We start from the raw sequence: 12,996 nt of genomic DNA on the forward strand, positions 1-12,996 counted from the left end.
CTACGAGGTGTGCTCGCGCCGGATACGAGGCGCCCTCGCCGCATACGAGGTGTGCCCGTGCCGGATACGGGGCGCCTTCGCCGCGTACGAGGCGGGCCGCCGCCGCGTACCAGGCGCCCCCGCCGCAGACGAGCCGCACCCGAGGCACCCCCGCGACCGCGGGGGTGCCTCGCCGGTGTGTGGGCAGTCCGGGTGGCCCGCCGTACGCCGCACGGGTGGAGTTGCGCACGGAGGGCGCTGTGTCGCGTGCGGTTCGCCCCGCGGGTCCTTTTCATGGGACGGGTCGTTGGTGTGATCATCACCAAAGCCCACAAAGCATGCCGAACCGGTATGCATCGCATCCGAGAACAGGACGAAGAGGTGGCAGACATGTCCCACGACGGCGCCCTTCGGGGCAGGACATGCTCCCGGGGCATCCGCCCCCGCTCGCGGGCCCGGCGCCCGGCCGTCCTGTTCACCGCCGGGGTGCTCACCCTGGCCTCGCTCGCCGGGCTGACCGGCTGCGGCTCCGGCGACGAGGAGCAGGGTCCGGCCCGCCCCGTACCGCGGGACATCGCCGCCGCCGGGCGCGCCGGGGTCGGCGACGGCGGCTCGCTGCGCTGGGCCGTGGACTCGGTGCCCAGCACCCTCAACGCCTTCCAGGCCGACGCCGACGCCACCACCGGGCGGGTCGCCCAGGCCGTACTGCCCTCGATGTTCACCCTGGACGAGCGCGGTCGCCCGCAGGCCAACCCCGCCTATCTGGAGTCCGCCGAGGTCGTCGAGCGCGAGCCCAAGCAGGTCGTCCTCTACAAGCTGCACCAGCAGGCGGTGTGGAGCGACGGCCGCGAGATCGGCGCCCCCGACTTCGTCGCCCAGTGGCGCGCCCTGGCCGGCAAGGACTCGAAGTACTGGACCGCCCGCAACGCCGGGTACGAGCGGATCGAGAAGATCGAGCGCGGTGACGGCGACCTCCAGGTCCGGGTCACCTTCGCCAAGCCGTACGCCGACTGGCGCGCCCTGTTCTCGCCGCTCTACCCCAAGGACGTCACCGGGACGCCGGACGCCTTCAACGAGGGCGCCCGCACCCAGCTGAAGAACACCGCCGGGCCGTTCCGGGTGAAGTCGGTGGACGCCAAGAGCGCCGCGGTCACCCTGGAGCGCAACCCCCGCTGGTGGGGCAGCCCCGCCAAGCTGGACACCCTGGTGCTGAGCGCCGTACCGCGCGGCAGGCGGCCCGCCGCGCTCGCCGCCGGCACCCTCGACCTGGCCGAGGTCGACGCGGCCGGCGCCCAGCGGATCACCCGGGCCCACCAGGACGCCGGGACCGCGGGCGGCCAGCCGCTCACCCACGGCCCCGGCGCCGGCACCACCCCCTCCGCCGCCCTGAAGTCCTGGGCGCTGGCGTACGGCTCCGACGAGGAGCAGGCCGAGGTCCACCAGGCCGCCCGGCTGCGCGCCCGGCAGGCGGTCACCGCGTACGCGGCCCAGCAGAAGGCCCTGCGCGGCTTCGCGGTCCGCAAGAGCCTGGAACCGGCGTACACCCAGCTCGCCATGAACGGCGAGAGCGGTCCGCTCGCCGACGAGCGGGTACGCCGGGCGGTGGCCCGCGCCCTGGACCGCCGGGAACTCGCCGAGACGGTGCTGAAGCCGCTCGGACTGCCCGCCCACCCGGTCGGCAGCCACCTCGCCCTCGCCGGGCAGGGCGCCTACGCGGACGGCAGCGGCGCCCTCGGCGGCCAGGACACCGAGGAGGCGCTCGGACTGCTCGCCGACGCGGGCTGGACCCGGGGCGGCGCCCGCAAGCCCGCCGCTCCCAAGGACGCGGCCGGGCAGCCCGCGGAGAAGGAGAACGGCAAGGAGAAGAAGAGCGAGGGGGAGGAGAGCAAGGACGCGGCCAAGGCCGGGACCGGCGGCGTGAACGGAGCCGCGTCCCCCGAGGCCGCCGGCAGGACCCCGGCTGAGAAGTCCGCGGCCGACGAGCCGTCGAACGAGGGCCTCTACATCGTCGGCGACGACAAGCCCGCCGCCGAGGCCGGCGGCGGCGCCGACGGCACCCGGGTCCTCGCCCCCGCCGCCCACGGGATCAAGCTGCCCGCCGACGCCGAGAAGGCCGCCCCCGAGAAGGCCGTGCCCGGTGCCTACGCCCCGATGGGCACCGCCGCCCCGGCCGCCAAGGGCTCCGCCTCCCCGGCCGCGGGCGCCTCCGCGGCGGCCCCGGCCTCCGGACCGCTCGCCAAGGACGGCCGTGCGCTCACCCTGCGCTTCGTCCTCCCGGCCGGGCCCGGCTCCGAGGCGCTGCGCACCGTCGGCGAGAAGATCGTCCGGATGCTCGACAAGGTCGGCATCACCACCGAGATCACCAAGGTGCCGGACGAGAGCTACTTCAAGGACCACATCGCCGCCGGCGACTACGACCTGGCGCTCTACTCCTGGCCCGGCACCGCCTACCCGGCCACCGACGGCCGGCCCATCTACGCCAAGCCACGGCCCGCCGCCGACGGCTCGCTGCTGGTGGAGCAGAACTACACCCGGGTCGGCACCGACCACATCGACCAGCTCTTCGACCAGGCCGCCGCCGAACTCGACGAGAAGGCCGGCAACGAGCTGGTCAGGCAGGCCGACGCCCGGATCTGGGCCACCGCCGGCTCCATCCCGCTCTACCAGCGGCCCCAGCTGGTCGCCGCCCGGGCGAACGTGGCCAACGCCGGGGCCTTCGGCTTCGCCACCCCCCGCTTCGAGGACATCGGCTTCAGCGGCAAGGGGTCCAGGTAACCCCGGATAACCCCAGCTCAACCGGCCCGTCCGCCGCACCCCGGCGGGCGGGCCGCCGCCTGTCCGGGGCCGCCGGGGAGGCCGGCCGGGGCGGGCGGGGGAGGCCGCCCGCGCGGCGGGCCCGTACCATGGACACAGCCGTGGCGCGTCCGCCCGGCGGGCGTACGAGCACCAGATGCGCCGACAGACGCCGAATCCCACGATCCGAGAGAAGCGCCAGCCACTCATGCCCACGCGCCACGACATCCGCAACGTCGCCATCGTCGCCCACGTCGACCACGGTAAGACCACCATCGTCGACGCCATGCTGAAGCAGGCGGGAGCGTTCGCCGCGCACCAGCTCGACTCCGTCGACGACCGGGTCATGGACTCCAACGACCTGGAGCGTGAGAAGGGCATCACGATCCTCGCCAAGAACACGGCGGTGAAGTACCACCCCAAGGACGGCGGGGCCCCGATCACCATCAACATCATCGACACCCCCGGCCACGCCGACTTCGGCGGCGAGGTCGAGCGCGGGCTGTCGATGGTGGACGGCGTGGTGCTGCTGGTGGACGCCTCCGAGGGCCCGCTCCCGCAGACCCGCTTCGTGCTCCGCAAGGCCCTCCAGGCCCGGATGCCGGTCATCCTCTGCATCAACAAGACCGACCGGCCCGACTCCCGGATCGACGAGGTCGTCAACGAGACCTACGACCTCTTCCTCGACCTGGACGCCGACGAGGAGCAGATCGAGTTCCCGATCGTCTACGCCTGCGGCCGCGACGGCATCGCCTCGCTGACCAAGCCGGAGGACGGCACCGTCCCGGGCGACTCCACCAGCCTGGAGCCGTTCTTCTCCACCATCCTGGAGCACATCCCGGCCCCCACCTACGAGGAGGAGGCCCCGCTCCAGGCGCACGTCACCAACCTGGACGCGGACAACTTCCTCGGCCGTATCGCGCTGCTCCGGGTCGAGCAGGGCGAGCTGCGCAAGGGCCAGACCGTGGCCTGGATCAAGCGCGACGGCTCCACCTCCAACGTGCGCATCTCCGAGCTGATGATGACCGAGGCGCTCACCCGCAAGCCGGCCGAGGTGGCGGGCCCCGGTGACATCTGCGCCGTGGCCGGCATCCCGGACATCATGATCGGCGAGACCCTGGCCGACCCGGAGAACCCGATCGCGCTGCCGCTGATCACGGTGGACGAGCCGGCCATCTCCATGGTCATCGGCACCAACACCTCGCCGCTGGTGGGCCGGGGCGCCACCGGCAAGGGCGCCGACAACAAGGGGGCCGTGAAGGACCGCAAGGTCACCGCCCGCCAGGTGAAGGACCGCCTCGACCGCGAGCTGGTCGGCAACGTCTCGCTGCGCGTCCTGGACACCGAGCGTCCCGACGCCTGGGAGGTGCAGGGCCGCGGCGAGCTGGCGCTGGCCATCCTGGTCGAGCAGATGCGCCGCGAGGGCTTCGAGCTGACCATCGGCAAGCCCCAGGTGGTCACCAAGGACGTCGAGGGCAAGGTCCACGAGCCGGTCGAGCGGATGACCATCGACGTGCCCGAGGAGCACATGGGCGCGGTCACCCAGCTCATGGGCGTGCGCAAGGGCCGGATGGACAACATGTCCAACCACGGCTCGGGCTGGGTGCGCATGGAGTTCGTGGTGCCCTCCCGCGGCCTGATCGGCTTCCGCACCGAGTTCCTGACGCAGACCCGCGGCACCGGTATCGCGCACTCCATCCACGAGGGCCACGAGCCCTGGTTCGGCGCGCTGCAGACCCGTAACAACGGCTCCCTGGTCGCCGACCGCTCCGGCGCGGTCACCGCCTTCGCGATGACCAACCTCCAGGAGCGCGGCGTGCTCTTCATCGAGCCCGGCACCGAGGTGTACGAGGGCATGATCGTCGGCGAGAACTCCCGCTCCGACGACATGGACGTCAACATCACCAAGGAGAAGAAGCTCACCAACATGCGGTCCTCGTCGGCCGACTCCTTCGAGGCGATCGTCCCGCCGCGCAAGCTCTCCCTGGAGCAGTCCCTGGAGTTCTGCCGCGACGACGAGTGCGTGGAGGTCACCCCGGAGGCGGTCCGCATCCGCAAGGTGAACCTGGACGCCCGCGAGCGCGCCCGCGCCGCCTCCCGCGCCAAGCACGGCTGATCCACCGGGACCCCCGCCACGGCCGTGTGGCGGGGATACCTCCGAAACGGCCCGTACGCGCCCTCAGGGGCGCGTACGGGCCGTTTCGCGTCCCCGGGGCTCGCCCGGCCGCCGGTCCCGCGCCCCCGGCCCCCGGTGCGCCCCCGCGCGACCGCCCGTGCGAAGTGGCCGACATGTGCGCCTGGCAACCGATTTCCCGGGCGGGGTGTCCGGTTTCCGGACGTCGCTCGGCGTCGATCTGTATGAACAGTCCGTTTCAGGGGTGTCTGTCTGGGATCGGTTTGTCCAAATTCTGGTCACTCGTGCGGAGTGATGTTGCCAAACCGAGATGCTTTAAGTGTGGTTTAGGGCGTGAACTTACCCAATAGTTGGCACCACTGAGCTCGGGTCAAAAGGTTCAGCGCTGTGGGGAGCGCCGGCCGAACGAGCACACGGGGGCACGGATCTTCGCCGTCAGGGGTGTCGGCGGGGTCTCTTGTGCCCACTCTTGTAGTGAACACGTGGACTCATGAGGAGGAACCCATGCGTGGTGCCACGAGCGCCCTTGGGGTCGGGTCGTCGCGAACGGTTCGTACGGTCGTAGGCCGGTGCGCGTCCGTCCGTCAGGACGTAGACGGCGCCCGCCGAATCTGAGGCCACGTCAACCGCTCGGCTCGCGTTCCTGGGGTGTCATCCACCCCGCTTCCGTCCCTCTCGTACCCGGAACTCCCCGGCCCACACGCCGGATGACCGGGCGAACCGCCGCACCCGCAACCGGGGGGTGCGACGGGTCGGGGGACCGTCGTGCGGCCACATCCACCTCCCGAGACTCGTCTCGGCGGGGTACTGCGGCGCACAGGACCGCGGGTCATCAGACACCCGTGAAATGGACACACCATGACCAGTCCAATCGAGACCGAGACAGCCGCCGCTGTGCCCTCTGTCGACTTGGACGACAAGACCGCAGCCACGACCAAGGCTCCGGAGAAGGCGCCCACCGGCCGCTCCCCCCGGGAGCTGATGTGGGCGCGCTTCAAGCGCGACCGCACCGGTGTGATCTCCGCGTGCGTGGTGATCTTCTTCTTCGTGATCTCCGCGCTCGCGCCCGTCATCGCCTCCCTCTACGGCAAGGACCCGTACACCCTGTACGGGCAGAGCCAGGATCCGGACGCCCCGGCCCTGCTGGACGACTTCGGCCTTCCGCTGGGGTACTTCGGCGGTGTCTCCGGCGACCACTGGTTCGGCGTGGAGCCGCAGTTCGGCCGTGACCTGTTCACCATGCTGCTGTACGGCATGCGCACCTCGCTGTACATGGCGCTGGGCGTGACGGTCCTGGTGACCCTCACGGGTGTGCTGATCGGCCTGGTCGGCGGCTACCTCGGCGGCCGTGCCGACTACATGATCGGCCGGGTCACCGACTTCTTCCTGTCCTTCCCGAGCCAGCTGTTCTTCATCGCCTTCATGCCGGTGGTGACGGCGATGTTCGTGGACCCGCGGGAGGAGACGCCGACCTACTTCCGGGCCCTGGCCATCCTCATCGTGCTGTGGGTGCTGGGCTGGATGGGCATGTCCCGACTGGTCCGGTCGACCACCCTCTCCCTGCGGGAGCGGGAGTTCGTGGAGGCCGCCAAGGTCGCCGGCGCCTCCCCCTGGCGGATCGTCCGCAAGGAGATCCTGCCGAACGTCGCCACCCCGATCCTCGTGCAGTTCACCTACATGCTGCCGAGCACCATCCTGACGATCGCCTTCCTGTCCTTCGCGGGTGTGGGCTTCGTCGAGCCCACCCCGGACTGGGGACGGCTGTTCGCGGTCGGCGCCAAGGTCGCCGAGCAGGACCCGGCCTTCATGTTCTTCCCGGGTGTCGCGATGGTCGTCTTCTTCCTCTGCTTCAACCTCCTCGGCGACTCCGTACGAGACGCCTTCGACCCGAAGACCGGGCGGTAACCGTCCATTTCGGTGGGGGGTGACTGCCGCCCCCACGTCGGCCTGCCGACCGTGCCAGGCAGTACTCAATGGATACAAACCGACAGGTAGGTGCATAAAGCATCATGAAGACCCTCAACACCCGTACCGCGCGCGCCATAGTCGTGGCGCTCGCGGCCGGCTCCCTGGCGCTGACCGGGTGCTCGAAGAACACCGGTGGGGACTCCGACGCCAAGGAGAAGGCGAAGAAGGACCAGAAGAACGCGGCCGCCCAGTCCGCCGCGGTCAACTACGGCGACGCCGCGGCCTCCACCGGCCCGGCCGCCGAGGTCCCCGGCGCCCGCCCCGGCGGCACCGTCACCGTGTACCAGGAGTCGGGCATCAGCCACCTGGACCCGGGCCAGGTCTACGTCTCGGACGCCGGCCAGCTCTCCAACCTGATCTTCCGCGGGCTGACCAACTTCTCCGAGGACGGCAAGGGCGGTGTCTCGGTCGTCGGCGACCTCGCCACCGACTCCGGCAAGTCCACCGAGGGCGGCAAGGTCTGGACGTTCACGCTGAAGGACGGCGTGAAGGACCAGAACGGCAACGTCATCACCTCCAAGGACGTCCGCCACACGATCGAGCGCACCTACGCGAAGTTCCTCTTCGACGGCCCGACCTACATCCAGAACTGGCTGAGCGGCGCCAAGTACCGCGACGCCCTGCCGGACGGCGGCTACGGCGACAAGCACCTGCCGGACAGCGTCCTGGCCACCCCGGACGACAAGACCATCGTCTTCAAGTTCGACAAGCCGCGCCCCGACCTGCCGCAGACGCTGGCGATGCCGGGCTACTCCATCGTGCCGGAGAAGACCGACACCAAGGAGAAGTACGACAAGGCCCCGGTGGCCCTCGGCCCGTACAAGATCTCCGAGAACAAGACCGGCAAGTCCCTCAAGCTGGTGAAGAACACCAACTGGGACCCGAAGACCGACTCCGTCCGCCACCAGTACGTGGACGGCTTCAACTTCCAGTTCGGCGTCACCGAGTCCACCCAGACCAAGCGGCTCATCGCCGACCAGGGCGGGGACAAGAGCGCCATGCAGTTCACCGGCTCGGTGGACTCCACCCAGATCCAGGACGTCGTCGGCGACGCCAAGGTCAACGCCCGCACCATCAAGGGCTACCAGCCCTACGTGCAGGTGCTCTCCTTCAACCTGGACCGGGTCAAGAACAAGAAGGTCCGCGACGCGATCACCTACGCGGCCAACAGCTCCTCGCTGATCGCCGGTGAGGGCGGCCAGTACGGCGGCGACGTGGCGGCGAACCTGTTCGCGCCCACCCTGCCGGGCTACGAGGCCGACTACGACCCCTACGGCCGTCTGAAGACCCCCAAGGGCAACCTGGCCAAGGCCAAGGAGCTGCTGAAGGACGTCCCGGCCGCCGAGAAGAAGCTGGTCTTCGCCTACGCCAACAGCGAGTCGGGCCAGAAGCGCAAGGTCGCCATCGAGGACGCCCTGGGCGCGGCCGGCATCGACGTCGTGGCCAAGGAGATCGACGCCGCCAGCTACTACCAGACCATCGGCAAGCTGGACAACCCGTACGACATCTACATCAGCGGCTGGGGCCAGGACTGGCCGTCCCCGGCCACCGTGGTGACCCCGATCTACGACGGTGACCAGGTCGCCGACGGTTCGGCGAACTACTCGCACATCAAGGACCCGAAGGTCCAGGAGCTGATCGCCAAGGCCCTCACCCAGGAGCCGACCGAGGCCGCCGCCACCTGGCGCGAGGCGCACCACTACATCCTGGAGAAGGTCAACCCCTCCGCCCCGCTGTGGTACACCAAGCAGATCCAGCTGTTCGGTTCGAACATCGGCGGTGCCCGCTACAGCACGGAGTCGAGCTACCTCGACATCACCCGTGTGTTCCTGAAGCAGCCGTAACTCTCTCCGGCTGACCGCGGGGGTCGCGCACCAGGCGGAGCGCGCCCCCGCGGTTCAGAGAACCAACCCCCCATCGTCTCCGCAGAGAGCAGCCTCCCGCCATGCTTCAGTTCATCATCCGACGCCTCCTCGGCGCCGCCCTCACCTTGTTCCTGATCGGGGCGGTCACGTTCTTCCTCTTCGTCGCCGGCCCTTCCGACTACGCCTCGCTGGCGTGCGGCAAGGACTGCTCGCCGACCCGGATCGGGGAGATCCGTGAGGCGCTCGGACTCAACCTCCCCATCGCGAGCCAGTTCTGGCAGTTCATGTCGGGCATCGTGATGGGACGCGACTACCCGACCGGCCACTGCGACGCCCCGTGCCTGGGTGTGTCCTTCTACTCCGGTGACCTGGTCTGGGACACGATCATGGACCGCTTCCCGCTGACCCTGTCGCTGACCATCGGCGGTCTGGCGATCTTCCTGGTCGTGGGTCTCGGTACGGGTCTGCTCGCCGCGTGGAAGCGCGGCACCGCGGTGGACAAGATCGCTTCCGGCGCCTCCATGGTGCTCAGCTCCTTCCAGATCTACTTCCTCGGGCCGATCGTGCTGACGATCTTCGTCTACAGCACCGGCTGGATGGAGAACCCCAAGTACGTCCCGTTCACCGAGGACCCGGTCGGGTGGCTGGTGGGGCTTTCCCTGCCGATGATCGTCATGGCCACCATCTTCACCGCCCAGTACACCCGTATGGCCCGCTCGTCGATGATCGAACAGCTCCAGGAGGAGCATGTGCGCACCGCGCGCGCCAAGGGCCTGTCGCAGAGGTACGTGTTCTTCCGCTACGCCTGGCGCGGCTCGCTCATCCCGATCGTCACCATCATCGGCATCGACATCAGCGCCCTGCTGGGCGGCGGTGTCGTCACCGAGCTGACCTTCTCGCTGCAGGGCATCGGACAGCTCGCCGTCATGGGTGCCACCCAGAAGGACCTGCCGCTCACCATGGGTGTGATGCTGTTCGGCGCCTTCTTCATCCTGCTGGTGAACATCCTCACGGACATCGTGTACGCCTACATCGACCCGCGTGTCCGGCTCTCCTAGGAAGACCCACCAACCGTGAGCACTCTCACCAAGACCGAAGACACCCCGGCTGCCACCGCCCCGGAGGCCTTTCTCTCGGTCCGCGACCTGCGGGTGCGGTTCTCCACCGAGGACGGCATCGTCAAGGCGGTCGACGGGCTCTCCTTCGACGTCGAGCGCGGCAAGACCCTCGGCATCGTGGGCGAGTCGGGCTCGGGCAAGTCCGTCACCAACCTGACGGTCCTGGGCCTGCACAACCGCAAGACCACCGACATCCAGGGCGAGATCATCCTGGACGGCCAGGAGCTCAACTCCGCCCCGGAGCGGGAGATGGAGAAGCTCCGCGGCAACAAGGCCGCGATGATCTTCCAGGACCCGCTGACCGCGCTCTCGCCGTACTACACGGTGGGCCGGCAGCTCTCCGAGCCGTTCATGAAGCACCGCGGCGCCTCCAAGAAGGAGGCGAGGGACCGCGCGATCGAGATGCTGACCAAGGTCGGCATCCCGCAGCCGCAGACCCGCTTCGACGACTACCCGCACCAGTTCTCCGGCGGTATGCGCCAGCGCGCCATGATCGCCATGGCCCTGATGTGCGACCCCGAGCTGCTGATCGCCGACGAGCCGACCACCGCGCTGGACGTCACCGTGCAGGCGCAGATCCTCGACCTGCTCAAGGACCTCCAGCAGGAGTTCGGCTCCGCGATCATCTTCATCACCCACGACCTGGGCGTCATCGCCAACATGGCGGACGACCTGCTGGTGATGTACGCGGGCCGGGCCGTGGAGCGGGGCACTGTCCGCGAGGTCCTGCAGACCCCTTCGCACCCCTACACCTGGGGCCTGCTGAGCTCGATGCCGCGGCTGACCGGCGACATCGACGAGGAACTGGTGCCGATCCCGGGCTCGCCGCCCAGCCTGCTCAACCCGCCCTCGGGCTGCCCGTTCAATCCGCGGTGCGCGTACTCCGGCCATGTCGCCGACTCGCTGTGCACCACCGAGCGCCCGCCGCTCGCCCCCGGGCGCGCGGCCGCCTGCCACCTGACGGCCGGGCAGAAGCAGACGATCTTCGTCAACGAGATCAAGCCCAGGCTGGGCTAGGAAGACGCAGGGACATGAGTAACAACGTCACTCTGCCGGAGCAGCAGGGCCCGGAGGCCGGCACCGCCGCCACCCGTGAGCCGCTGCTGGCGGTCGAGAACATGAAGATGCACTTCCCGATCTACGGCGGCTTCCCGATCAAGCGCAAGGTCGGGGCGGTGCGGGCGGTCGACGGGGTCGACTTCCAGGTCTTCCCCGGCGAGAGCCTGGGTCTGGTGGGCGAGTCCGGCTGCGGCAAGTCCACCACCGGGCGGATGGTCACCCGGCTCCTGGAGCCGACCGCCGGGAAGATCACCTACTCCGGGCGGGACATCACCCACGCCAAGCGCCGGGAACTGGCGCCGATCCGGTCCGAGATCCAGATGATCTTCCAGGACCCCTACTCCTCGCTCAACCCGCGCCAGACCGTCGGCACGATCATCAAGTCGCCGATGGAGATCAACGGGATCAACCCGCCCGGCGGGCGCGAGAAGAAGGTCCGCGAGCTGCTGGAGCTGGTCGGCCTCAACCCCGAGCACTACAACCGCTTCCCGCACGAGTTCTCCGGCGGCCAGCGCCAGCGCATCGGGGTGGCCCGGGCGCTCGCCCTGGAGCCGAAGCTGATCGTCGCCGACGAGCCGGTCTCCGCGCTCGACGTCTCGATCCAGGCGCAGGTGGTCAACCTGCTGCAGAAGGTGCAGGACGAGCTGGGCATCGCCTTCCTCTTCATCGCCCACGACCTGGCCATCGTGCGGCACTTCTCGCACCGGGTCGCGGTGATGTACCTGGGCAAGATCGTGGAGGTCGCGGACCGGGAGTCGCTCTACACCCGGCCCCGCCACCCGTACACCCACGCGCTGCTCTCCGCGGTGCCCGAGGTGGACCTGGACACCGAGCACAAGGAGCGCATCCGCCTCGCCGGCGACGTGCCCTCCCCGATCTCCCCGCCGTCCGGCTGCCGCTTCCGCACCCGCTGCTGGAAGGCGCAGGACAAGTGCGCCACCGACGAACCGCCGCTGGTGCAGATCTCCGGGAACAAGGAGGGCCACCTGACGGCCTGCCACTTCCCCGAGGCACCCTCCATCGAGGCCCGCGTCGAGGACGTGGTGATGGACCCGGCCCTCGCGGCGCTGGAGAAGGACCACACCGAGGGCTGACCCCCGCTCCGGCGGGGCCCCCACCCGCCAGGGCCGCTCACGCCCGCGCCCCGGCCGTCGGTGACGGCCGGGGCGCGCGGCGTTGTCAGCGGCCGGGACGGCGGGGACGGCGAAAGGGGGCGGGCCGCCCCGGTGCCCGGCACCGGGGCGGCCCGCCCCTTCCCTCGCGGTCCCGAGGGGTCAGGAGTACTGCAGACCCCAGAGGTTGCTGTTCTTCTTGACCGGGTAGGTGCCCGGCTTCTTGTAGACCGTCGTCAGCTTGCACGCGCCGCCGGCGCCCGTGTAGACCCGGTACTTGTGCGCGGTGAAGCTCCTCGCCTCGTGGTACATCATCAGCCGGCCCTTGGACTTGCCCGCCTTGCGCTGGACGGTGGCGGCGTAGGACCAGCGGTCGGACTTGGTCCAGGACTTGCCGATGGTCGCCGAGAAGGACGCGCTGGCCTTGGTGAAGATCACACCCGCCTCGGCGCCGACGGTGGCCGTGCCCTCGGCCTTCCAGGTGCCTTCCTTGCTCTTGGCGTAGGTGATCGTCACACCGGGGCGCGCCCAGTCGCTGTGGACGTTGGTCGGCTTCCACACCGTCTTCTTGTTGATGATGGCGATGTAGGTGCCGCGGTCGGCGCAGGCCGCCTGCGCCGGGGAGGCGGTGGCGATGATCGCCCCACCGCTCGCGAGCGCGGTGGCCAGCACGACATTCAGTGCACGTCTCAAGACAAGGTCCTCTTCTCCCGTTGCCGGTCCGGCCGGCGGGCCGTCCCGATGGGGAAGAGACTGCCGTGACTTTGATCGTGAACACAGCGAGTTGAGCAAGATCTGAGCTGGGGAATCGGCCGAAAACAAGCGGAGTTCGGGATTCCTGGCGGTCCGTCCGGACATGTCCGTGGCGTGCCGGGCGGAGGAGCCTCGTCCGCCTCACCCGTACGGCCCATCACCCCGCCCGCACGGACGCGCCCGGGGTGCCCCTCACGCCCGCCGGGGCGATGGTC

8 protein-coding genes are annotated in these 12,996 nt (G+C 69.8%); 7 read left to right on the plus strand and 1 reads right to left on the minus strand.

Going from position 1 to position 12,996, the window contains the following annotated elements; translation table 11 throughout:
- Positions 1 to 369: 369 nt before the first annotated feature.
- From M1O15_RS20930 to M1O15_RS20960, 7 genes are all read left to right on the plus strand, one after another.
- Positions 370 to 2,754, plus strand: coding sequence for an ABC transporter family substrate-binding protein (locus M1O15_RS20930; protein WP_248635628.1), 2,385 nt, complete (start codon positions 370 to 372; stop codon positions 2,752 to 2,754).
- Between the two features lie 226 nt (positions 2,755 to 2,980).
- Positions 2,981 to 4,888, plus strand: coding sequence for a translational GTPase TypA (gene typA / locus M1O15_RS20935; protein ID WP_248635629.1), 1,908 nt, complete (start codon positions 2,981 to 2,983; stop codon positions 4,886 to 4,888).
- Between the two features lie 876 nt (positions 4,889 to 5,764).
- Positions 5,765 to 6,811: an ABC transporter permease gene (locus tag M1O15_RS20940; protein ID WP_248635630.1), complete on the plus strand. Its 1,047-nt coding sequence runs from the start codon at positions 5,765 to 5,767 to the stop codon at positions 6,809 to 6,811.
- Between the two features lie 104 nt (positions 6,812 to 6,915).
- On the plus strand, positions 6,916 to 8,718 hold the full coding sequence (locus M1O15_RS20945; RefSeq protein WP_248635631.1) for an ABC transporter substrate-binding protein: 1,803 nt from the start codon (positions 6,916 to 6,918) through the stop codon (positions 8,716 to 8,718).
- Positions 8,719 to 8,819: 101 nt separating this feature from the next.
- Positions 8,820 to 9,797 (plus strand): ABC transporter permease, encoded by a 978-nt coding sequence (locus M1O15_RS20950; protein WP_248635632.1) that lies wholly within the window; start codon positions 8,820 to 8,822, stop codon positions 9,795 to 9,797.
- A gap of 15 nt (positions 9,798 to 9,812) precedes the next feature.
- Complete coding sequence (locus M1O15_RS20955) at positions 9,813 to 10,874, plus strand: ABC transporter ATP-binding protein (RefSeq protein ID WP_248635633.1); 1,062 nt, start codon at positions 9,813 to 9,815, stop codon at positions 10,872 to 10,874.
- 14 nt (positions 10,875 to 10,888) lie between these two features.
- A complete protein-coding gene (locus M1O15_RS20960; protein ID WP_248635634.1) occupies positions 10,889 to 12,010 on the plus strand; it encodes an ABC transporter ATP-binding protein in 1,122 nt (373 codons plus the stop codon).
- A 180-nt stretch (positions 12,011 to 12,190) separates the two neighbouring features.
- On the opposite strand, the gene M1O15_RS20965 is transcribed toward M1O15_RS20960, so the two are convergent.
- The gene (locus M1O15_RS20965) at positions 12,191 to 12,721 is read right to left on the minus strand and encodes a hypothetical protein (protein WP_248635635.1); all 531 of its coding nucleotides are present in this window, start codon (positions 12,719 to 12,721) and stop codon (positions 12,191 to 12,193) included.
- Positions 12,722 to 12,996 lie beyond the last annotated feature (275 nt).

It is taken from the genome of Streptomyces lichenis, from assembly GCF_023218175.1.
GTDB lineage: Bacteria > Actinomycetota > Actinomycetes > Streptomycetales > Streptomycetaceae > Streptomyces > Streptomyces lichenis.